Annotated in this window: 22 protein-coding genes and 2 pseudogenes; 13 read left to right on the forward strand and 11 right to left on the reverse strand. The window is 69.2% G+C overall.

Annotated features, from left to right (window positions below; translation table 11 throughout):
* Positions 1 to 123 precede the first annotated feature (123 nt).
* Positions 124 to 621 carry a vitamin K epoxide reductase family protein gene (locus tag V3W47_RS02525; protein ID WP_331823588.1) on the reverse strand — a complete coding sequence of 166 codons (498 nt, stop codon included), beginning with the start codon at positions 619 to 621 and terminating at the stop codon, positions 124 to 126.
* A gap of 367 nt (positions 622 to 988) precedes the next feature.
* On the opposite strand from V3W47_RS02525, the gene V3W47_RS02530 reads away from it, so the two are divergent.
* The 5 genes from V3W47_RS02530 to V3W47_RS02550 all read left to right on the forward strand — a co-directional run bounded on the left by V3W47_RS02530 (position 989) and on the right by V3W47_RS02550 (position 5,206).
* Positions 989 to 2,239, forward strand: coding sequence for a DUF4142 domain-containing protein (locus V3W47_RS02530; RefSeq protein ID WP_331823589.1), 1,251 nt, complete (start codon positions 989 to 991; stop codon positions 2,237 to 2,239).
* 219 nt (positions 2,240 to 2,458) lie between these two features.
* Entirely contained in the window at positions 2,459 to 2,833 is a 375-nt protein-coding gene (locus tag V3W47_RS02535) for a hypothetical protein (RefSeq protein ID WP_331823590.1), read from the forward strand.
* Entirely contained in the window at positions 2,830 to 3,576 is a 747-nt protein-coding gene (locus V3W47_RS02540; protein ID WP_331823591.1) for an SRPBCC family protein, read from the forward strand. Before V3W47_RS02535 ends, V3W47_RS02540 begins: the two co-directional genes overlap by 4 nt.
* Positions 3,573 to 4,781 (forward strand): zinc-dependent alcohol dehydrogenase, encoded by a 1,209-nt coding sequence (locus V3W47_RS02545; RefSeq protein ID WP_331823592.1) that lies wholly within the window; start codon positions 3,573 to 3,575, stop codon positions 4,779 to 4,781. Before V3W47_RS02540 ends, V3W47_RS02545 begins: the two co-directional genes overlap by 4 nt.
* Before the next feature lie 200 nt (positions 4,782 to 4,981).
* Positions 4,982 to 5,206, forward strand: coding sequence for a hypothetical protein (locus V3W47_RS02550; protein WP_331823593.1), 225 nt, complete (start codon positions 4,982 to 4,984; stop codon positions 5,204 to 5,206).
* Between the two features lie 253 nt (positions 5,207 to 5,459).
* On the opposite strand, the gene V3W47_RS02555 is transcribed toward V3W47_RS02550, so the two are convergent.
* Positions 5,460 to 6,062, reverse strand: a complete 603-nt coding sequence (locus tag V3W47_RS02555) for a TetR/AcrR family transcriptional regulator (RefSeq protein ID WP_331823594.1) — start codon at positions 6,060 to 6,062, stop codon at positions 5,460 to 5,462.
* Positions 6,063 to 6,266: 204 nt separating this feature from the next.
* Between V3W47_RS02555 and paaA the strand changes: the two genes are divergently transcribed.
* The 5 genes from paaA (at position 6,267) to V3W47_RS02580 (ending at position 9,839) form a co-directional block, all read left to right on the forward strand.
* The gene (paaA, locus tag V3W47_RS02560) at positions 6,267 to 7,223 is read left to right on the forward strand and encodes a 1,2-phenylacetyl-CoA epoxidase subunit PaaA (protein WP_331823595.1); all 957 of its coding nucleotides are present in this window, start codon (positions 6,267 to 6,269) and stop codon (positions 7,221 to 7,223) included.
* Positions 7,224 to 7,299: 76 nt separating this feature from the next.
* The gene (locus tag V3W47_RS02565) at positions 7,300 to 7,866 is read left to right on the forward strand and encodes a phenylacetic acid degradation protein (protein WP_331823596.1); all 567 of its coding nucleotides are present in this window, start codon (positions 7,300 to 7,302) and stop codon (positions 7,864 to 7,866) included.
* The gene (paaC, locus tag V3W47_RS02570) at positions 7,859 to 8,635 is read left to right on the forward strand and encodes a 1,2-phenylacetyl-CoA epoxidase subunit PaaC (RefSeq protein ID WP_331823597.1); all 777 of its coding nucleotides are present in this window, start codon (positions 7,859 to 7,861) and stop codon (positions 8,633 to 8,635) included. The genes V3W47_RS02565 and paaC overlap by 8 nt, the downstream gene beginning before the upstream one ends.
* Entirely contained in the window at positions 8,635 to 9,126 is a 492-nt protein-coding gene (gene paaD, locus V3W47_RS02575; RefSeq protein WP_331823598.1) for a 1,2-phenylacetyl-CoA epoxidase subunit PaaD, read from the forward strand. Before paaC ends, paaD begins: the two co-directional genes overlap by 1 nt.
* Positions 9,123 to 9,839, forward strand: coding sequence for a hypothetical protein (locus V3W47_RS02580; protein WP_331823599.1), 717 nt, complete (start codon positions 9,123 to 9,125; stop codon positions 9,837 to 9,839). Before paaD ends, V3W47_RS02580 begins: the two co-directional genes overlap by 4 nt.
* Before the next feature lie 162 nt (positions 9,840 to 10,001).
* On the opposite strand, the gene map is transcribed toward V3W47_RS02580, so the two are convergent.
* A complete protein-coding gene (gene map / locus V3W47_RS02585; RefSeq protein WP_331823600.1) occupies positions 10,002 to 10,745 on the reverse strand; it encodes a type I methionyl aminopeptidase in 744 nt (247 codons plus the stop codon).
* Positions 10,746 to 10,810: 65 nt separating this feature from the next.
* On the opposite strand from map, the gene paaZ reads away from it, so the two are divergent.
* The 3 genes from paaZ to V3W47_RS02600 all read left to right on the forward strand — a co-directional run bounded on the left by paaZ (position 10,811) and on the right by V3W47_RS02600 (position 14,915).
* The gene (gene paaZ / locus V3W47_RS02590; protein ID WP_331823601.1) at positions 10,811 to 12,868 is read left to right on the forward strand and encodes a phenylacetic acid degradation bifunctional protein PaaZ; all 2,058 of its coding nucleotides are present in this window, start codon (positions 10,811 to 10,813) and stop codon (positions 12,866 to 12,868) included.
* A gap of 267 nt (positions 12,869 to 13,135) precedes the next feature.
* The gene (locus V3W47_RS02595; protein WP_331823602.1) at positions 13,136 to 14,416 is read left to right on the forward strand and encodes an AMP-binding protein; all 1,281 of its coding nucleotides are present in this window, start codon (positions 13,136 to 13,138) and stop codon (positions 14,414 to 14,416) included.
* Positions 14,417 to 14,561: 145 nt separating this feature from the next.
* A complete protein-coding gene (locus V3W47_RS02600) occupies positions 14,562 to 14,915 on the forward strand; it encodes a hypothetical protein (protein WP_331823603.1) in 354 nt (117 codons plus the stop codon).
* 136 nt (positions 14,916 to 15,051) lie between these two features.
* On the opposite strand, the gene V3W47_RS02605 is transcribed toward V3W47_RS02600, so the two are convergent.
* The 8 genes and pseudogenes from V3W47_RS02605 to V3W47_RS02640 all read right to left on the reverse strand — a co-directional run.
* Entirely contained in the window at positions 15,052 to 15,516 is a 465-nt protein-coding gene (locus V3W47_RS02605; RefSeq protein ID WP_331823605.1) for a hypothetical protein, read from the reverse strand.
* A 251-nt stretch (positions 15,517 to 15,767) separates the two neighbouring features.
* Positions 15,768 to 16,553 (reverse strand): ABC transporter permease, encoded by a 786-nt coding sequence (locus V3W47_RS02610; protein ID WP_331823606.1) that lies wholly within the window; start codon positions 16,551 to 16,553, stop codon positions 15,768 to 15,770.
* 130 nt (positions 16,554 to 16,683) lie between these two features.
* Positions 16,684 to 17,481 (reverse strand): molybdate ABC transporter substrate-binding protein, encoded by a 798-nt coding sequence (gene modA / locus V3W47_RS02615; protein WP_331823607.1) that lies wholly within the window; start codon positions 17,479 to 17,481, stop codon positions 16,684 to 16,686.
* 97 nt (positions 17,482 to 17,578) lie between these two features.
* On the reverse strand, positions 17,579 to 18,697 hold the full coding sequence (locus V3W47_RS02620; RefSeq protein ID WP_331823608.1) for an XRE family transcriptional regulator: 1,119 nt from the start codon (positions 18,695 to 18,697) through the stop codon (positions 17,579 to 17,581).
* 175 nt (positions 18,698 to 18,872) lie between these two features.
* Positions 18,873 to 19,874, reverse strand: coding sequence for a UDP-glucose 4-epimerase GalE (gene galE, locus V3W47_RS02625; RefSeq protein ID WP_331823609.1), 1,002 nt, complete (start codon positions 19,872 to 19,874; stop codon positions 18,873 to 18,875).
* A 159-nt stretch (positions 19,875 to 20,033) separates the two neighbouring features.
* Positions 20,034 to 21,065 carry a galactokinase gene (gene galK / locus V3W47_RS02630; RefSeq protein WP_331823610.1) on the reverse strand — a complete coding sequence of 344 codons (1,032 nt, stop codon included), beginning with the start codon at positions 21,063 to 21,065 and terminating at the stop codon, positions 20,034 to 20,036.
* A 90-nt stretch (positions 21,066 to 21,155) separates the two neighbouring features.
* Positions 21,156 to 21,365: pseudogene (locus V3W47_RS02635) on the reverse strand (glycerol-3-phosphate dehydrogenase C-terminal domain-containing protein); the annotation flags it as partial.
* Positions 21,341 to 21,535: pseudogene (locus V3W47_RS02640) on the reverse strand (FGGY-family carbohydrate kinase); the annotation flags it as partial. The pseudogenes V3W47_RS02640 and V3W47_RS02635, both read right to left, overlap by 25 nt.
* Positions 21,536 to 21,549: the final 14 nt, after the last annotated feature.

Raw genomic sequence — 21,549 nt, forward strand, 5'->3', positions numbered from 1 at the left:
CCAGGGTAAGCCTGACCCTGAGCCACTGAGCGGACGAAAACGCCCTCATACTGTACTACAAACAACGCTCGAAGTCGGCTGGCAGCTCGTTTTTCGTTCGCCCTCATAAAATCTGTCAGGCCGTCAGCCCAGCAGGGTCAGGATCGCCCGGCGGGTTTCGGGGAAGGCGAGCGGAATGGAGGCGAGCGAGGCGAGGGTCGCCACCTGGCAGTAGGCGCACAGGGCCTTGTTCTCGCGCCACTCCTCGCGTCCCAGCTCGGCGGCGAAGGCGGCGTCCCCCAACACCTTCAGGCCCATCGCCAGCGGCAGTAGCGGCACCTCGGTCGCGCGGTCCTTGCCCCCGGCACCCGCGAGCCACGCGGTCACGCCGTAATTGACGATCATCATCAGGGCGTCGGGAGTTTGCAGGCGTTTGTAGGCGTAGTCCGAGGCGTCCACCTTGTTCGAGTCGATGCCGGGGAGGGGAGGGTCGGGCAGGCGGCGGATGATCCCGGTCTGGTAGAGGGCCACCGCCTGACCCATCGCGGTGCCGAGCAGCGACAGGCCGAGAATCCAGCGGCGGCGGCGGAGGTCGGGCGTCTGCGCCAGGCGCAGTTCACGGCTGAGCTGTGTGGGGTTCATGGGTGCGGTCCTCCTGGGGTCGGGCTGCCTCACTCTCGCCGGACGCCCCAGGGGCGGGATGAAAGGTGGATGACCGGGCGTTGCGGTTCCGCAGGGCGGCACGTGCCCGTCCGCATGTCGGGAGGGTCCGCCCCTCGCGCAGTCCGGCCCGAACTCCCCACCGTGAGAACCGCCGCAACGGTGCTTCATGTCAGCCCACGCCGGAGTGAGAGGGCGGTTCCGGCAGTCTCACCGCCGCCCTCACGTCGGCCCCGCGCCGCCACACGAGGATGAGCACCGGGTCCCGCCCTCCAGTCCACACGGTTGCCCCGCACGACGTTTTCCCCGTCCGCGTTCGTCCCAAGTCGTCTCACGCCAGGAGCTTTCCATGCAACGTTCCCCCGTCTTCCGCTGGAGTCCCATCGTTCTCGGCCTGGGGTGCGCGCTCGCCCTGGGTGGTGCCACCCTCGCGCAGCAGAGCGGCACGTCCACCACCCCCTCCACGACGACCCCCTCCACCACCCCAGGCACCGCCCCCACGCCCACCACCCCCTCCACCCCCGGAACGGCCCCCGCCACCTCCCCCACCCAGATTTGCGGGCTGACGGGTCGGGGCACGTCGGGAGGAGGCACCACCGCCACGGGCACCAGCACGGGCACGGGCGCGGCCACCCGTGGCACGGGAACGGGCGGCACAGTGGGCGTCGGTTCCGGTCCGGGCACGGTGGCGGGTGCCGCCAGCTCCGGCAACACCAACAACCGGGGGACAGGAACGGGCGGCACGGTCGGCACCGGCTCCGGTTCGGGCACGACCGGCGGGACTTCCGGCAGCACCTCCGGCAGCACCGGGACGGGCACCACCGGCACGACGGGCACGACGAGCGGAACGTCCGGCGGGACGAGCACGGGCACCGCTGGCGCGACGGGCAGCGCGTCCAACACGACCGGAACCGCGAGCGCGAGCACGGGGACGACCACGGGCAGCGCCGGGAACACGACCGGGACGACCAGCGGCACGAGCGGGGCGACAGGCACGGGCACCACGACGGGAAGCACGGGCACGAGCAGCACCGGGACGGGCAGCACCACCGGCACGACCGGGACAGGGACGGGCACGGGCACGAGCGGCGCGACGGGCGGCACCTCCTCCACGTCCACCACGGGCACGCCGACTTCCGGCAACACGAGCGGGGCGCGGCTGAGCGACACCGACAATTGCTTCGCGCAGCAGGCCACGTACGGCGACCTGTTCGAGCTTCAGTCCTCACAACTCGCGGCGGGGCAGGGAAGTAACACGCGGGTCAAGTCGCTGGCGCAGGAGATCATCCGCGACCACACGGCGGCCAGCCGCCAGCTCAGCACCCTCGCACCCCGGCTGGGGCTACGGCTCCCGACCGCGCTGGAGGGTCCCAAGCTCACCGACCTCGCCGCGTTGCGAAATCAGCGGGGTGCCGCGTTCGACCGCGCCTACGTGACCACGCAGATCACCGCGCACGAGCAGGCCGTCAACCTCTTCCGCGCCTACAGCGAGCTGAGCGGTGCCAACCCGCAGCTCAAGGCCCACGCGAGCCGCACCCTCCCCGTCTTGCAGCGCCACCTGCAAGCCGCCCGCGACCTGCTGGGAACTCTGGCGAGGTAGGGGCAGTTCAGGGCGGGCCTGTCTTCTCCAGTACGGAGGGGGCAGGCCCGCCCTCTGCGGAGAAGAACCTCACAACGTGAAGCAAACCTATGGCGAGTTGCGGGTCAGGGTCCTTGTGCCGGAATGAGCCGGGGGGCAAGGATGGATGCCTCACGCGAGGGGCCGCCCTGTCCCGGTTGGGACGAGGGGCCGCACGAGCGCAGGAGGGGGAGGGCAGACATGAAGGCAGAACAGGTGGCCCGTGGACTGGGCTGGTTGAGCGTCGGGCTGGGGACGCTGGAGGTGGTCGCGCCGGGGCAACTGAGCCGTTTCCTCGGCGTGCCGGAGCGAAATACGCTCGTGCGGGCCTACGGGGTGCGCGAACTCATCGCGGGGGTGGGCTTGCTGACGCAACCCGCTGCCGCCACGGGCTGGGTGTGGGCGCGGGTGGCGGGCGACGTGATCGATCTGGCGACGTTGGGCGGTGCCCAGGCGGACGACCACCCCACCGCACGCAAACGCACGGGCAACGCGCTGGCGATGATCACGGCGATCACCGTCGCGGACGTGCTGTGCGCCCGCGCCCTGACCCGCCGGGGGGTGAGGGGCCGATGACGACACAGACAGAACAGGTCAGCCCGCAGAACTCCAGCCCCGCCGAGCGGCTGCTCTTCGGCGGCCTCGGGGTCGGTCTCATCCTCCTGAGCCTGCGGCAGGGCGGGCAGTCGGGCATCCTGCTGGGGACGGGAGGTGCCCTCCTGATCTCCGGCGCGGCGCTGGGCCGCAGCGTGGGCAGCGCCGTCACGCGCGTGCAGCGCACCGAGGACGACAACATCATCGTGCAGCGGGCCGTCACCATCGGTAAGCCCGTGGACGAGATTTACACGTTCTGGCGCAACTTCGAGAACCTGCCGCACTTCATGAGTCACCTCGAATCGGTGCGGGTGCAGGACGGCGACGGGCGGCGCTCCCACTGGGTCGCCAAGGCCCCCCTCGGCACGAGCGTCGAATGGGACGCCGAGATCACCGAGGACGAGCCGGGACGGCGCATCGCGTGGCGCTCGCTGGAGGGGGCCACCGTGCCCAACGAGGGCCATGTGGACTTCCGGCCCGCGCCCGGCAACCGGGGAACCGAACTCCACGTCTCGATCACGTATCGCCCGCCGGGAGGCACGCTGGGGGCGGTCGTGGCGCGAATCCTCGGCGAGGAACCGGGCGAGCAGGTCGGGGATGACCTGCGGCGGCTCAAGCGGCGGCTGGAGGTCGGGCAGGAACCGACCACCGAGGGCCAGCCCAGTGGACGCAAGGGCGCGATGAAGGCGGAGGCGAAGATGTACGACAACCGGAGGACCACGTGAAGGCCGTCGTCTGGAATGGAATCAACCGCGTCTCGGTGGAGCGCGTGCCCGACCCCGAGCTGCTGCAACCCACCGACGCCATCGTGCGGGTGACGGCGACCGCCATCTGCGGCTCGGACCTGCACCTCCTCGACGGCTACGTGCCCAGCATGGTCCACGGCGACATCCTCGGCCACGAGTTCATGGGCGAGGTCGTGGAGGTCGGCCCGGAGGTCCGGCGCGTCAAGGTCGGCGACCGGGTGGTCGTGCCCTTTCCCATCGCCTGCGGCAAGTGCTGGTACTGCGAACACGGTCTGACCTCGCTGTGCGACAACTCCAACCCGAATCCCAAGCTCGCCGAGGCCCTGTGGGGCTACTCCCCGGCGGGGCTGTACGGCTACTCGCACATCACGGGCGGCTACGCGGGCGGGCAGGCGCAGTTCGCGCGCACGGTCTACGCCGACGAGAACCTGTACAAGGTGCCCGAGGGATTGACCGACGAGCAGGTCCTCTTCCTCACCGACATCTTCCCGACCGGCTACATGGCCGCCGAGAACTGCAATATCCACCCCGGCGACGTGGTGGCCGTGTTCGGGTGCGGGCCGGTGGGGCAGTTCGCCATCCGCAGCGCCTTCCTCCTCGGGGCCGAGCGGGTCATCGCCATCGACCGCTTCCCCGAACGCCTCGACCTCGCGCGGCAGGCCGGGGCCGAGACGCTGAACTACGAGACCGATCCCGTGTTCGAGCGCCTCAAGGAGATGACGGGCGGGCGCGGCCCCGACTCCGTGATGGACGCCGTGGGCCTGGAGGCGCACGCGGGCGGGCCGGGCGGCCTTGCCGACGCCGTGAAGCAGACGACGCGCGTGCTGGAGAGCGACCGCCCCCACGCCTTCCGCGCCGCGATCATGGCCTGCCGTAAGGGCGGCACCGTCAGCGTGCCCGGCGTGTACGGCGGCCTCGCCGACAAGATTCCGCTCGGTGCCTTCGTGAACAAGGGCCTGACGATGAAGACCGGGCAGACGCACGTCCACCGCTACCTCGACCGCCTCACCGGCCACATTCAGCGCGGCGAGATCGACCCCTCGGTGATCATCACCCACCGCCTGAGCATCGACGAGGCTCCCCACGGCTACCAGATTTTCAAGCACAAGCACGAGGGCTGCATCAAGTGCGTGCTGGACCCCTGGGCCGACCCGGAGGACCACGAGCCGGTGGGAACGAAGTAAAGACGAGCAGGAAGAGCCGCCTGAGACGGGGGTTCTCCGGGGTGCCGGGGGCCTCGTCTTCTCTCTGGTCGCCGTCGGACGCCGCTGGAAATGCCGGATAAAGGGGCCTTCGCCCAACTCGTGCGAGGGCTGAGAGAAAATCCAAGATCGGCTCCCGAACGTGTTATCCCCTACAGGTGACGGAGGGTTCTCCTGTACGCATGGACGACGACTCGCCGCTGGGTATCCACTGGGACAGCCCTGATCCACGGGAGCGGGCGGAGACGCTGCATCTCCTGTCCGAACGCCTGAGAAGACGCCGGGAGGAGCTGGCGTCGCTCGACGCCGAAATCAAGGCTCTGGTGGAGGAGACCGAGTGGAGGCGGTCGCGGCGTCAGACTGCTTTTCCCGCCACTCCCCGGATGTGGGAGAAGAAACGGGGTTGAGGGGCGTGATCGCGGTACTCCGTTCTGTGGATGGGAGGAAAGCACCCCCATCCACTCCACTTCGACCGCTCCGTATCACGGTTTCTCGCTCTGCTCGGACCCCATGAGTGGAAGGAGGGTGCCTTCAACTCATGGGGACACCGCTGTGAGGCGCGCTCCTGCCGCCGTAGGTGGAGAAGTCTAGAGGCAGGGCGTTTTCCCTTCGTTGTCCTCCCGAACGAGCGGGCAGGCTCGTCCCGCCGTCCGTCCAACCTCACCCCGCCTCCTTCCTCACCTCGATCCCGCGCAGGATCAGCCGCGTGAAGGTGTCGGCCACGTCACCTTGCGAGAGGTCGCCCTCTGGCCTGAACCAGTTCGGCAGCCAGTTGGCCCCCGACAGCGCCAGCACCGCCGTGAGCTTGATGTCGGTGTCCGGCGCGAAGGTGCCCGCCACCACGCCGTCGCGGATGATGCCCCGGAAGACCCGCTCCACCGCGTCCCGCCGCGCCTTGATCGCGGCCTGACGTTCCGGCGGAAGCTGCCGCCACTCGCTGAAGAGGACCGTCGCGTACTCCAGGTTGCGTGTGACGACCCGTGTGTACGCCTCCAGCGCGGCGACGAGCCGTTCGTCGGGCGGCGTCCGGTGGTCCTCGGCGGGGCGCAGCGCCTCGTCGAACTCGTCGGCCACCCGCGTCACGATGCCCCACAGCAGGTCCTCCTTGCCCTCGATGTGCGAGTACAGGCTGCCCGCCTTGATGCCCAGCGCCGCCGCGATGTCCCGCATGGAGGTGGCCCGGTAGCCCATCTCGGAAAACAGCCGCGCCGCCGTGCGGTAAATCTGCTCCTTGCGTTCGGAGGGGGGCGGGCTGGGGGGCATCAGAACGGCATGGTAACAGGTGGGGAAGGGGGCGGCCAAACCTCGACTGCTCGGGCGAGAAGGCTAATGAGCGTTAGCTCGTCCCCCTCAAAAACAGAGTTTTCCCCGACTGAGACTTATTTGACACCTTCCTCACCTTCCCGTATACTGTCCTAACAAGCGTTAGCCTCAGCCGTCAGGACCAGTCACCCAGGGAGGACCCCCATGACCCTACAGATGGAGCAGATCGAGACCGCCGAGCAGCACGCCGCGTTCAACGCCCGTATCGCTCGTGGGGAGAAGATCGAACCCGGTGACTGGATGCCCGCCGAGTACCGCCGCCAGCTCATCCGCATGATCTCGCAGCACGCGCATTCGGAAGTCGTGGGGATGCTTCCCGAAGGGGAGTGGATCACCCGTGCGCCGAGCCTGCGCCGCAAACTCATCCTCATCGCCAAAGTGCAGGACGAGGCGGGGCACGGCCAGTATCTCTATCACGCCGCCGAGACCCTGGGCGCGACCCGCGAGGAGATGCTTGACGCGCTGCTGGAGGGCCGGGCGAAGTATTCGAGCATCTTCAACTACCCGACCCAGAACTGGGCCGACGTGGGCATGATCGGCTGGCTGGTGGACGGCGCGGCGATCAAGAACCAGACGATGCTGGCGGGCTGCTCCTACGGCCCCTACTCGCGTGCGATGGTCCGCATCTGCTCGGAGGAGACCTTCCACCACAAGCAGGGCAAGGAAATGATCGTCGCCTACGCGGGGGGCACGCCCGAGCAGCGCCAGATGGCGCAGGACGCCCTGAACCGCTGGTGGTGGCCCGCCCTGATGATGCTCGGCCCGCACGACGCCGACAGCCCCAACACGGGGGCGCTGGCGGGCTGGGGCATCAAGCTCAAGACGAACGACGAGGTGCGCCAGGAGTTCATCAACGAGCACGTCCCCGAATTGCTGGAGGCGGGCCTGACCATCCCCGACCCCGACCTCCATCAGGACGCGGACGGCAACTGGCGGCACGGGCCGATCAACTGGGACGAGTTCTGGGCGGTCGTGAAGGGCAAGCAGGGGCTGAACAAGGAACGCCTCGGTGCCCGTCGTCAGGCCCACGAGGACGGCGCGTGGGTGCGCGAGGCGATGGAAGCGTACTCGGCGCGGCAGGTCGCGCAAGCGGCGGACTGAGCGTGCGGGGCGGCGGGCGGCGAGGCGCAGGAGACCACTCCTCCCTCACCGCCCGCTTCCCCATGACAGGAGACCTATGACCCACCCCCACCCCGATACCCAATGGCCCCGCTGGGAGGTCTTCAAGCAGGACGGCCCCGGCAAGGTGCATCAGGCGGTCGGCAGCGTCCATGCCACCGACGCCGACCACGCGCTGTACACGGCGCGCAGCGTCTTCGCCCGCCGTCCCTCCGCCGTGAGCCTGCGGGCGGTGCGGGCCGCCGACATTCACGCGGTTACGTTGGAGGAATTGGGCGCGGGAGTGCGGCTGCCGGGCGAGGCGGGGGAGGCGCAGCCCTACCGCGTCTTCGCCAAGAAGACCCACAAACGCTCCATGACCTTCGTGGACGAACTCGGCGAGGTGGAGGCCGACAGCCCGCAGGCGGCGTTAGAGCGGGCGCGGGAGGCGTTCGGCGACGGGCTGCTCGTCTGGTGGGTCATCCCGGTGTCGGCCTTCGTGGGCACACCCGAGGACGCGGACACGGTGGAGAGCTGGTTCGCCCCCGCCAAAGAGAAGACCTACAAGCAGCAGAGCAGTTACGGTGTGGTCGGCCAGCACATCAGCAAGCACAAGACGCCGAGGAAGGGGGGCGACCATGAGTGAAACCGCCGAGGCACCGACCCTCACCGCCGAGGAGCGGGCCGCCCTGATCGCCCGCCTGACTGCCCTCGCCGACGATGAACTCCTCCTCGCGCACCGGGACGCGGAGTGGACGGGACACGCGCCCATCCTGGAGGAGGACATCGCCCTGGCGAACATCGCGCAGGACGAGCTGGGGCACGCGATGAACTGGCTGGAGCTGCGGAGAACGCTCGACGGTTCCGATCCCGACGCGCTCGCCTTTCACCGCGACCCGGAGAGCTTCCGCAACAGCCCCCTGACCGAACTGCCGAGGGGTGACTGGGCCTTCACGATGGTCCGGCAGTACCTCTTCGACGCCTGGGAACTCCTGTGGTTGGACGGGGCGCGGCGTAGCACGTATGCGCCCGTCGCGCAGGCCGCCGCCCTCGCCGTGCGGGAGGAACGCTTCCACCTGGAACATACGGCCCTGTGGGTGGAACGCCTCGCGCTCGGCACGCCGGAGAGCACCCGCCGCACCCGCGCCGCGCTGGACGAGCTGTGGCCCTATGCCCTGGGCCTCTTCGAGCCGTTGGAGGGGGAGGAGGCCGCCGTCGTCTCGGGCATTCTTCCCGACGTGGGGGAACTGCGGGGCCGCTGGCTCACCCTCGTCGGTGCCCACCTGCGGCGCTGCGGACTGACGCCGCCCGACGCCCAGCCCGTGCCCCGCGCCCAGCACACCGAACACCTCGCGCCGTTGCTCGCCGAGTTCCAGCGCGTCGCCCGCCAGCACCCGAACGCGGAGGCGTGGTGATGGGCGGGGAGGCTTCCATCACCGCCGTCTGGGACGCCCTCTCCCACGTCAACGACCCGGAGATTCCCGTCGTCAACATCGTGGAGATGGGCATGGTGCGCGGCGTGGAGGTGGAGGCGGGCATGGCGACCGTGCGCTTCACGCCCACCTTCTCGGGCTGCCCGGCCCTGCACGTCATCCGCGAGGACATCCGCCGGGCGGTCGTGCCGCTGGGCTTCGACACGGTGAGCGTGGAGACGGTCATCAGCCCGCCGTGGAGCACCGACGACATCACCGCGCCCGCCCGCGAGAAGCTGGAGCGGTACGGCATCGCGCCCCCCGGCCCGTCGGACGGCGGCGGCCTGATCACCCTCGACCCCCATCCCGTTGCCTGCCCCCGCTGCGGCAGCTTTGACACCCGCGTCACCGCCTCCTTCGGCTCGGCCCTGTGCAAGCGCATGTACGTGTGCAACCGCTGTAGGGAGCCGTTCGAGGGGATGAAGTCGGTATGACAAGCGGCCTGTCCGATGAGCAGGCCGTCTATTTTTTGCGCCGTCTGCGAGCAGCCCGTTATAAGACGCTGGAAGACGCAGAGGACTTTAAGACGATTTGCTTCTGCCTGGAGGAATTGGGCGCTACCCTTGCAAAAAAGCGTTTAAAGGGTTTAGGAAGTTGTGAGACCGTTCTTTTGAGTCAAGTGTCCGCACGCAGTCAAACTGATCTCAATGTCCTTTTTGGACTGGTGATTGATGCACGAAACGACCTTGCTCATAGGGGCGTTTTCGCCCGTCAAACCGCTTCCCGAGCCGTCAAGCTGGCCCTGATGTTGGAGGAGTCTTTGATGCCGTCTAATGTTCAAGTTTCCTACCTTATGTCTAATGATATAGTCCAGATTCTTGAGTTCTATACATTGGAGAAGATTAGAGAATTGATGCTGGAGAACTCCTTTTCGTACTTGCCATACTATAAAGACGGCACTTATTATTTGGTCAGTGATGCATACGTGGCTAAAGCGTGGAGGAACTCCTCAGACGGCGATAAATATGTTCATCATGCGCCTCCTAGACTGAGGCTCAAGGACTTGAAGAGGGCTAAAGAGCTGTGTGTAACAGATGATGTGTACACGGCTTCTAAAAAGATGAACGGTTCTCCTGCAATGGTTTTCGACAAAGAGGGTGAAGGTCGTTGCTTGGTCGGCATTCTCACTCCCTTCGATCTGCTCTAACTCAAGTAGTCTCTATGACCACCCTCACCCACCCCATCCAAGTCGCCCCCCTCGTCGTGAGCCGCTGGTACACCGCGCATGGAGGGTAGAAAATCCATGACGCCGCCTATGGGCAACCTGTCGCCTGAGAAGCCTTGCCTTTCAGGGCGGGGAGTGGTCATTTCAGGCCGTCAGAATCAGCGGTGCACCCTTCGTAATCATGATGGTGTGTTCGAAGTGGGCGGCGATGCCCCCATCGGTCGTGGAGATCGTCCAGCCGTCCCGCAGGGTTCTCGTGCGCCAGTCTCGGCCACTGGATACCATCGGCTCGACGGCGATGACCAGTCCCTCATGCAACGGCTTTTTCAACGCCGGGTGGTAGAAGTTCGGCACGTCGGGCTTCTCGTGAATGGCCCGGCCTACCCCATGCCCTTGCAATTCGCGCAGCAGGGTGAAGCCACGCCGCGCGACTTCCGTCTCAATCGCCTTGCCGATGCCGTTCATGGGACGCCCCGCGCGGGCGGCCCTCATGGCGGCGGCGAGCGCCGCTTCGGCACAGGCCATCAGCCGGGCGGCGACGGGCGACACGGGAGGCACGGCCACCGTCACCGCCGCGTCGGCGACGTATCCCCCCACGTTCGGCGTGACATCGATGCACACCACGTCGCCCGCCGCGAGGGGACGCTGTGTCGGCAGGCCATGAACGATATCCTCGTTCACGCTGATAAACACGTTCACGGGAGCGGCGTACTCGGCGCGGGGAGCGGAGAACGCCCCATGCTCGGCGAAGATTCGACCGGCCAGCGTGTCCAGTTCGGCGGGCGTGATGCCGGGTTCCACGGCGGCTTTAAGGACCTCAAGCGTTCTGGCGACGACCTGACCCGCCCATTTCATGCCTTCCAGGTCGCGCTCGTTGGTGATCGTCATACACAATGGTAGTCCATCCTCAGAAGTCTCCATAACTCCATCCCCCAGCCCCGAAAGGACCGCCTATGACCACCCTCACCCGTCCCATCCAAGTCGCCTCCCTCGTGTCTGGCCGCTGGCACGCCGCGCAGGGCGGGCAGGAAATCCGCGACGCCGCCTATGGGCGACCCGTCGCCTACGTGTCGTCGGAGGGGTTGGACTTCGCCGGGGCTTTGCGCTATGGCCGCGAGACGGGCGGACGGGCGCTGCGGCGGATGAGCTTCCACGACCGGGCGCGGCTGCTGCGGGCGCTGGCGGGCTACCTCACCGAGCGCAAGGCGGAGTTCAACGCCCTCTCGCACCTCACCGGGGCGACCCGGCGCGACAACCTCGTGGACATCGACGGCGGCATCGGCACGCTGTTCTCATACTCCAGCCTGGCCCGCCGCGAGCTGCCCGCGCAGAATTTCGTGGTCGAGGACGACGTGAACCCGCTCGGCAAGGGGGGCACCTTCCTGGGCCGCCATGTGCTCGTCCCGCGTGAGGGCGTGGCCGTCCACATCAACGCCTACAACTTCCCGGTGTGGGGGATGTTGGAGAAGGTCGCGCCGAACCTCATCGCGGGTGTTCCGGCCATCGTGAAGCCCGCCTCGCAGACGGCCTACGTCACCGAGGCGGTCGTGCGCGCCATCCACGAGTCGGGGCTACTGCCGGAGGGGGCGCTGCAACTCATCTGCGGGACGACGGGGGACCTCTTCGACCACCTGGAGGAACAGGACCTCGTGACCTTCACGGGGTCGGCGGCGACCGCGAGCAAGCTCAAGGTCCACCCCACCATCGTGGGGCGCAGCGTCCCCTTCAACACGGAGGCCGACTCGCTGAACTGCATCGTCCTCGGCGAGAGCGTGACGCCGGAGGCGCCGGAGTTCGCCCTCTTCGTGCGCGAGGTCGTGAACGAGATGACGAGCAAGGCCGGGCAGAAATGCACCGCCATCCGCCGCGTGATCGTGCCGCGTGGCCGGGTGGAGGAGGTCGCCGACGCCATCCGCGAGCGCCTCTCCGGCGTGACGCTGGGCGACCCCAGCCGCGACGACGTGCGGATGGGGCCGCTCGTGGGCACCTCCCAGCGCGATGGCGTGCTGGAGGTGATCGAACGCCTCAAGGCCGAGAACGACGTGCTGATCGGTCGGGAGCGCCCCGAGCTGCGCGGCGGCGACTGGGACGCCGGGGCGTTCATAGCCCCCACCCTGCTCCTCGCCCGCGAGTCGGGCGGCGGGGAGGCCGCGCACGACCTCGAACCCTTCGGGCCGGTGGCGACGCTGATGCCCTACGCGGGGTTGGAGGAGGCCGCCGCCCTGGCCCGGCGCGGGCGCGGCTCCCTCGTCGCCAGCCTCGTCACCCACGACGCGGACGAGGCGCGCGAGCTGTTCTTCGGGCTGGCGAGTGCCCACGGGCGCGTCCACATCCTCAACCGCGACGACGCGGGGGAGTCCACCGGGCACGGCTCGCCCCTCCCCAGCCTCAAGCACGGCGGCCCTGGTCGCGCGGGCGGCGGCGAGGAGCTGGGCGGCCTGCGCGCCGTGAAGCACTACCTCACCCGCACGGCCCTGCAAGCCGACCCGACGACCATGACGGCGATCACGGGCGAGTACGTGCGCGGGGCGCGGGTGCGCGAGGACGTGATTCATCCCTTCCGCAAGACCTTCGAGGAGTTGCAGGTCGGCGACAGCCTCCTCACCCCACGCCGCACCGTCACCGAGGCGGACGTTATGGCCTTCGCGGCCCTCTCCGGCGACCGCTTCTACGCGCACGTCGACGAGATCGGGGCCTCGGAGAGCCTGTTCGGGCGGCGGGTCGCCCACGGCTACTTCGTCCTCAGCGCGGCGGCGGGCCTCTTCGTGGACCCCGGCGTGGGGCCGGTGCTGGCGAACTACGGGCTGGAGGGCCTGCGCTTCACCGAGCCGGTGGGCTTCGGCGACACCATCCGCGCCCGCCTCACCGTCCAGAGCAAGACCGCGAAGGACCCGAAGGAGGGTGAGCGCCCTACCGGAGTCGTGCGCTGGCATGTGGACGTGACGAACCAACATGACGTATTGGTCGCCACCTACTCCATCCTGACGCTGGTGGCGCGGGCGGAGGCTTGATCTTTTGCCCCTCCCCCCTGGTGGGGGAGGCTGGGACTCGTAGAGCTGCAAAGCAGAGGGGGGAAACGAGGCGACCACGAGCGCCCCTCACCGCCTGATTCCCGACGTTCTTGATGACGGATGCGATACTGACGGCTAAAGAACAGTTGGAGTTTAGGGTTTTGAGGTTGCCATGCCCGCTCACCCCCTCCCGGCCTCCCCCCTCAAGGGGGAGGAGCTTAAAGACCTCCATCACGCCCAATCCTTAACCCCTCTCAAGGAGCCTCCATGTTCAACCCGTCCGCCGAGGCCATGCCGCTGCCCGACCTGCGCGCCCTGCAACTCTCCCGCTTGCAGGCGACGGTGGCCCGACTGCAAGAGCGGGTGCCGATGTACCGCCAGAAGTTCGCGGAGGCGGGCCTCACCCCGGATGATCTGACCTCGCTCGACGATCTGCGCCGCTTCCCCTTCACACGGAAGGCGGACCTGCGCGACACGTACCCCTTCGGGCTGTTCTCGGTACCCCGTTCGGACCTGCGCCGCATTCACGCCTCCAGCGGCACGAGCGGCAAGCCGACGGTCGTGGGCTACGACGAGAACGACCTTGCCGTGTTCGCGGAGGTGGTGGCGCGCAGCCTGTACGCGGCGGGGGCGAGGCCGGGGATGCTCTTTCACAACGCCTACGGCTACGGCCTGTTCACGGGCGGGCTGGGCACCCACGCGGGCGGCGAGCGGCTGGGGCTGGGGGTGGTGCCCGTGTCCGGCGGCGGGACCGAGCGCCAGGTGTCGCTGATCGAGGACCTGGAGCCGGAGGTCATCGCCTGCACGCCGAGCTACGCGCTCGTCCTCGCCGACGCGCTCGCCGCGCGGGGGCACACGCCGGAGACGATCAGCCTGCGCTACGCGGTGCTGGGGGCCGAGCCGTGGTCCGAGACGATGCGGCGCGAGGTGGAGGCCCGCCTCGGCGTGGTCGCCACGAACATCTACGGCCTGTCGGAGATCATCGGCCCCGGCGTGTCGAACGAGGACGCCGCCGAGCGGCAGGGCAGCTACCTGTGGGAGGACCACTTCTACCCCGAGGTTGTGGACCCGGCGACGGGCGAGCCGGTGCCCGACGGGGAGGACGGTGTGCTCGTCCTGACCTCCATGACCCGCACTGCCATGCCCCTGCTGCGTTACTGGACGGGCGACATCACCCGGCTGCTGCCCGGCGGGAACGCCACGGGCCGCACGATGCGGCGCATGGACGGCATCCGGGGCCGCAGCGACGACATGCTCATCCTGCGCGGCGTGAACGTGTACCCCACCCAGATCGAGGCGGCGCTCGCCCACCTCGCTGACCTGCGCCCCCACTATCAACTCGTCCTGTCGCGCACGGGGACGATGGACGACCTGCTGCTGCGAATTGAGAGCGCCCATCAGGGGGCCGAGTTGCGCGGGGAGGTCGTCCGCCTCGTCAAGATGATGGTCGGCGTTTCCATCGCCTGCGAGCTGTGCGAACCCGGCTCCCTGCCCCGGAGTGAGGGTGGGAAACTGCGGCGCGTGGTGGACCTGCGGACGGCGCGTTAGGCGGCGTGAGCGAGGGGCAGGCGGGGACGGGGGCGCGGTCGCTCTCCTTCTGGCGCTGGGAGCCTGTGCCGCGCCGCCGTCCCTTCCGCCGCTGCCGCCCGGCGTCCTGCCCCTTCCCGCTGAACTTCCTTTTGGGGACACGGTAATGGGGGCCGACACCCGCGCCTGGGTCGCCGTGTTCGACGCTCTGAAGCCCAAACACCCCAAGCTCAAGCTGCGCCGCTCCCTGCTGGCCGCCGACGTTCGGCCCACAACCCTCAAGCGGTATTACGACCGGGCGCTGCTGGCTCAGGGCTGGCACGCGGCGTCCCTGCCGACGCTCCAGACCCGGAGGGCGTGGGCTTCCGGGTACGAGCGGGACGGCTACGTGTTCGCGGTGGTCGGGTTGAACTCCTCGTATGCCGTACGGGTCACAGGCATACCGGGACAGTCCGGCGCAGTGTCGGTCCTGCCGCTGAACATCCTGACCGACGTTCCGATAGAAGAGGAGACGCCCTAACAGCTCAAATGCATAGCCCTTGCTGTTCTGGCGACTGGCGACTGGCGACTCTCTGGACGTGCCATCTAAACTCTTCGCCCCCATCATCCGCGTGATTGGATGACGGGGGCGAGATTTCAACTCCCTGTTCTCCTGCTTACTTCGCCGTCTTGCGCTTCGTGGTGCGGGTGGTCTTGCTTGCGCCCGTGCCCGTGCGCTGGCCCCGGCTCTTGCCGAGCGCCTGGCCCTTCTCGTAGCTCGCCTGCATCCGGCGGCGGGTTTCCTCGGCCAGCGACTTGAAATCCAGTTCGCCCGACTCGATGGCCTCGACGCTCGCGCGGACGCGTCCACGGCGGGGAGCGGCGGCGTACTCCTGGTTCTTCTCCTCGAACCACTTCTCGATCTTCGGCGACGGCTCGAACAGCATCTCGCGCGCCTCACGTTGATACGTGCCCTCCGCGCCGCGCCGTTTGAACTCTTTGGGCATCGTGAAGCGTTCGGGCAACTCGGTCGCCTCGATCTCTCCCGTTCGCACCGCCTCACGGAAGGCTCGCACGAGCGCGTCGCTGCGTTGGGGATTGCTCAGCTCTTGAAGTTGCTCACTCAGTCTCTTGTAGGCCATAGGTATTCCTCCCCTCCAAGTATGAATCCCTTTCACACAGCGCGCAAGCCTTATCATTCTTTGACGAAGTTGAATACAGTCGCCCGCGTCGCCGTCTTGTTCCATTTTTTCGATGTCGAATTGCATACATCGGGTGCTTGGAACGGCGCGGGGTCCGCCAAAAGGATGACTCAGCCTTGTTTGTTCTCCCGACCCTTGCTTGCCCACCGCTCCTGCTTCTGTCGTGTTTGAACAGCGCTTTCTGGATACTTCTATGCTGAACGCCGCCCCGCCAGCACGCGCAACGTGAACAGCACGCCGAAGGCGAGGACGACCATTCCCGCGCTGAGGACGAGGGCGGGGGCGAGGTCGCTTTCGAGCGCCCCATAGATGGCGAGGGGCACCGTGCGGGTGCGGCCCGGCAGGCTCCCGGCAAACAGGAGGGTGGCCCCGAACTCCCCCAGCGAGCGCGCCCAGGCGAGGACCGCGCCCTCCAGCAGGAACGGCAGCGCGAGGGGCAGGGTGACGCGCGTGAAAGTCGCCCAGGCGTCCGCCCCGTCCACCCGCGCGGCGGCCTCCACGTCGGGGTCGAAGGCGAGGAAACCCGCCTTCGCGGCGCGGACGTAGAAGGGCGCGCTCGTGAACACCTGCGCGAGCACCACGGCGGCGGGGGTAAAGGCCAGCGAGACGCCCGCCACCTCCAGCGGACGCCCCAACCACCCCGCCCGCCCGAAGGTGAGGAGCAGCGCCACCCCCGCCACGACGGGCGGCAGCACCATCGGCAGGTCGAGCAGCGTATCAAGGAGGTCACGCCCCGGAAAACGCCGCCGCGCGAGCAGGTACGCGACGGGTGTACCGAGCGTCAGCGTCACGGCCAGCGCCGCCCCCGTCGTGAGGGCACTCACCCGCAGCGCGTCCACCACGGCGGGCGAGGCCAGCGTGGGCAGGAAGTCCGCATTGAGTCCACGGGCGAGCAGCGCCGCGACCGGGAGGAGCAGGAACGCGGCGAGGAGCAGGCTGAGCGCGACCGGGACGGGGGAGGGGGGCGGGCGGGTCATCCGGCGACCGCTGAGGTGAGGTCAAGGGTCGTGGTGGGTTGCGGCTTTGTGGAGCGCCCGAGAGAGAGAAGGCGAGCCTGCCACGCCCCCTCTGGCGACTGGCGACTGGCGACTGGCGACCCCCCCACCCTCACCGAACCGACAGGAATCCCCACTTCCGCAACACACTCTGCCCCTCCGGTGAGCGCACGAAACTCACGAAGGCGCGGGCGGCGTCGGCGTTCGGGCTGTTCCTGGCGATGCCGATGGGGTACGCCACCGTCGGGTTGAAGCGGGTAGGGAGGGCAACCGTCCGCACGCTCGGGCGCAGGGTGGGCGTCACGTCGCTGACGTACACGACCGCCGCATCCGCCTCACCGAGGCTCACCTTGAGGGCCACCTGCCGCACGTTCGGCTCCTCGCTGACGACGTTGCGCCGGGCGCGGGCCGCGAAGTCCCGCCCGTAGGTGCCCGACGCCGCGATGAGGTCGAAGGCCCGCCGCGTCGCGTCGCCCACCGGAACGTTCGGGGCGGCGACCACGAGCCGCACGCCGGGCCGCGTGAGGTCGGCGAGGGAGCGCACCGCCGTGTTCCCGGCGGGGGTGATCACGGTGAGGCGGTTGCGGGCGAAGACCTGTCCCGGCTCCAGCAGGCCCGATTCCGCCAGCGGTTCATATTGGGCGGCGTTCGCGCTGGCGAACACGTCGGCCCGCGCCCCCTGCGTGAGCTGCGTGCGGAGCACCTGCGACCCGGCGAAGCTGAAGGTCGTCCGGTGCCCCGTCCGCGCGTCGAAGGCCCGCCCGATCTCCGTGAAGGCGTCGGTGAGGCTGCTCGCCGCGAACACGGTGAGGTCTGCCGCCCCCGCCGTCCCGAGCGGCAGCAGGGCGAGGAGGGCGAGGGCACGGGTGAGCCTGCGGGCGGAGGGGAGAGACGGACGGGTCTGTCGCACGGTGGATGCCTCCTGCATAGTTCCGGCGGTGGGGTTCTGGAAGACGGGTGGGGGGATGATGTGGTCTCTCGCTGATAGCTGACGGCTGACCGCTCGCTCACGCACTCTTCCGCCCCGGCAGCACCAGCGTCGGGCGGCCCGCCCCCGCCGCGTCGTACCCACCCAGGGTGGCGAGCTGGGCGTGGAGGGCCGGGGACGCCGCCGCGTCCAGCACCGCGCGCAGGGCGGGGTGCTCCGCGTGAAGGCTCGGGACGACGAGTTCCACCGGCTCGACCTGAACGGGCACGAAAGCAAGCCCGTGCGCGGCGGCCACCGACTGCGGGCCGACTCCCACATCCGCCCGGCCCGCCTGGAGAGACCGCGCCACGTCCACGGGCGAGGCGGCGGGGTGGTCGTAGCCGCTCACCTCCGTGGGGGAGATGCCCGCCCCCGCGAGCCAGGCGTCGAGCAGCACCCGGCTCCCCGCGCCCGCTGGGCGGTTCACGAGGCGCACGCCCCGCCGGGCGAGGTCGGCGGCACTCCGCACGGCGAGCGGATTGCCGGGCGCGACGATGAAGCCCTGGGTCCACGTCCACAGCCGGTAGACGGTGGCCCCGAGCGGCCCGAGCGCGGCCTCCAGCGCCGAGTGGTCCAGCCCCCCCGCCCGCGCGTCCCAGAGGTGGACGGCGGCGGCGTGCGCCTCCCCGCGTGCCACGGCGCTCAGGGCCTCCCCGGTGGGCAGGGGACGCACGAGCAGCCGCCCGGCCCCCTCCGGCACCGCCGCCGCGAGCAGCCGCAGGCTGGGGTCGCACCCCGCGACGATCAGCGAGCGCGCGGCGAGGTCGTCCCCCCCCGTCCGCGTGACCGGCCAGCGGCCATCCGCGTGCCGTGGCCCTGTCACCCCGTCCGCCGCGCAGGCGAGCGAGTCGTCCGCCCCCAGCGGCAGCGCCAGCAGCCGCTCCCCCACGCGGGCCAGCCGCACCCGCGCGCCCGGCGTGAGGTCCGCCCCCTCCGCCAGCATCTCCTCCGGGGCCAGTTCGAACAGCGCCTCCACCGTGACGCCGAGCGCCCGCGCCAGCCGCAGCGCCGTGTGGATGCCCGGCTCCACCGCCCCCGTCTCGACCCGGTGAAGGGCCTGCCGCGTCAGCCCCGCCCGCCGCGCCAGCTCGCCCGCCCCGACACCCGCCCGCTCCCGCCAGGTGCGGACGTGGGGTGTGACCGCCTCCCTCGGTTCCATGTGTGGAACGTAACTCGTGGGTGTCGTGGTGTCAACGCCGGATGACAGGAGGGATGAGTTGTACCCCAAAACATTGGACAGAAGAACGAGGTCATACCGAGGGAAGCATCTACTCTGCCTGGCGAGGGACCCTTCGCTCGCGCTCAGGGTGACATCTCCTCTTTCGTCAACTGCTCTACTTCGCAAACCCGTGCGGATGCTGGCGGTGCCACTCCCAGGCGGTGCGGATGATCTCGCGCAGGTCGGTGAAGTGAGGCGTCCAGCCGAGGTCTTCCTTGATGCGGCGGCTGTCGGCCACGAGGCTGGGCGGGTCGCCCGCGCGGCGGGGCGCGACCTCACGCGTCAGGGGAGGCAGGCCGTCCGCCGTGATCACCTCGTCCACGGCGTCGAGCACCTGCCGCACGCTGAAGCCGTGACCGAGGCCGACGTTGTAGGTGGCGCTGTCCCCCCCGTCCGCCAGCGCCTGCACGGCCAGTACGTGGGCGTCCGCCAGATCGACGACGTGGATGTAGTCCCGGATGCAGGTGCCGTCGGGGGTGGGGTAGTCCTCCCCGAAGATCATCATCTTCTCGCGCTGGCCGAGGGCCGTCAGGAGCGCGAGTTCGATGAGGTGCGTCTTGTTGGGGTGGTCCTCGCCGATCTGACCGCCCGGCTCGGCCCCGCACACGTTGAAGTACCGCAGCTTGACGTGCCGGACGCCGTGCGACCGCTCGAAGGCGTTCAGCATCTGCTCGGTCATCAGCTTGGTCTCGCCGTACACGCTCGTCGGCCCCTTCGGCGCGTCCTCCGGAATGGGCGTGGACTCGGCGTCCCCGTACACGGCGGCGGTGGAGCTGAAGACGACGGGGGCCTTCACCGTCTCCGCGTTCGCCTGAAGGAGGTTGAGGCTGCCCACCACGTTGTTGCGGTAGTAGCGGGCCGGGGCACGCATGCTCTCGCCCACCTCGATCAGGGCGGCGAAATGGACCAGCCCATCAGGCTTCACGCGCCCGAAGACCTCGCGCACCGCCTCCAGGTCGAGGAGGTCCACGCGCTCCAGCGTCGCCCCTGGCGGCAGCGCCTCGGGGTGGCCGCTGGAGAGGTTGTCGAGGACGGTGACGCGGTGCCCGGCCCCCAGCAGGCGGCGAACGGTATGGCTGCCGATGTACCCGGCCCCGCCGGTGACGAGAAGATTCATGGAACTGACCTTACAGGATGGGAAGGGACGAGGGGGGAGGGCGTCTCAAGGTGTGGATGAGACGGTTTCATCGGGAGCGTCCCCGCTACGGCGGCCCGTGGTGGCCGTACAGAACGCTGTCTGCCACCCGCACTCATGAAATCCCCCCCGCCCCGCCCCTTACGGCACCACCCGCTGCCCCTCCCCGCTGTACCGCGCCAGCACGCCGTCCGCGATGGCAGCCGCCTCCCCCTGCGGCACGAGCGCCACGAGCGCCCCGCCGAAGCCCGCCCCCGTCATCCGGGCACCGTACACACGCGGGTCCGCCTGAAGGAGCGCCACCAGCTCGTCCACGCGGGGATGGGAGACCTCGTAATCATGTTGCAGGCTGGCGTGCGAGGCGTTCATCAACTCGCCGAAGCGGGCGGCGTCGGCCCCCAGCGCGGCCAGCACCCGTGCGTTCTCCGTGACCACGTGGCGGGCGCGGCGGCGCAACAGGGCGTCGGAGAGGGCCTCGACCTGGGAAACGTCCGTCACGTCACGTAATTCCGGCACGCCGAGTTGCCGGGCGGCCTCCTCGACCTGCGCGCGGCGCTCGTTGTAGCCGCTGCCCGCCAGGGTGCGTGGGACCCCGGAGTCAAGCACGAGGATTTCCGCCCCCGCCGGGAAGGGGTACACGCGGCGCTCCAGGCTGCGCGTGTCGAGAAACAGCATCCGCGTCGTGTCGGCGAGGCTGCTCGCCATCTGATCCATGATGCCCGACTTCACGCCCACATACTCGTGTTCCACCCGCTGCCCGATCAGGGCGATCTCCACGTCGTCCTGGGGCAGCCCGTACAGCTCCCGCAGGGCGCGCAGGGTGGCGATCTCCAGCGCCGCGCTGCTGCTCAACCCCCCGCTCGGCACGTCGCTCGTGATGAACACATCGAGGGCGTCGTCCACCCCCATGAGTTCGATGCAGCCGATCACGTAGGGGGCGAAGTCCTCGCCGCGCTCACCGAGGGGAACGGTCAGCGTGCGGTTCAGGTTGGCGCTGTGGAGGCGGTGTGCCCCACCGTTGCTCCGCGAGATGGCGACGGTGGCCTGCTGGGGAATCGCCGTGGGCAGCACGAATCCGCCCTGATAGTCGGTGTGTTCGCCCAGAAGGTTGACCCGGCCCGGCGCACTGGCCGTCACCTCTGGGTCACGTCCGAAGACGACTTGGAAAGTCATGCGCGTGCCTGCCGTTGGGAAGAGGAAGGTAATTCACGTTTCGCCATAGCCCCCCTATTCTGCCCCGGCGGTGCCCCTGGCCGCACGCCCTCACGCCAGCACGTAGCCCTGGGCCACCTCCCGGTAGGCCCGCACCTGCCCCTCCGCCCACGCCGCGTCCCGTCCCAGCTCCTCGGCGAGGAGGGCGGCGACGCGGGGGGCGGCCTCGATGCTCGCGCGGGCGTTGAGCAACCGGGCGCGGGTGCGGCGCGAGAGCACGTCCTCCACGGTGCGCGCCTGCTCGTGCCGCGCGTCATGCCGACGAGCGTGCCTCGCGCGGAGGGGTCCCAGTAGGATGCCCCCAGCCCCATGAAGGCGGGCACCAGAAAGACGCCCTCCGACGACTCCACGCTCGTGGCCAACACCTCGACCTCGCGGCTCTCGCGGATCATGCTCAGCCCGTCACGCAACCATTGGACCACCGCCCCCGCCCCTCTCGCCGACC

Source organism: Deinococcus sp. YIM 134068, from assembly GCF_036543075.1.
Lineage (GTDB): Bacteria > Deinococcota > Deinococci > Deinococcales > Deinococcaceae > Deinococcus > Deinococcus lichenicola.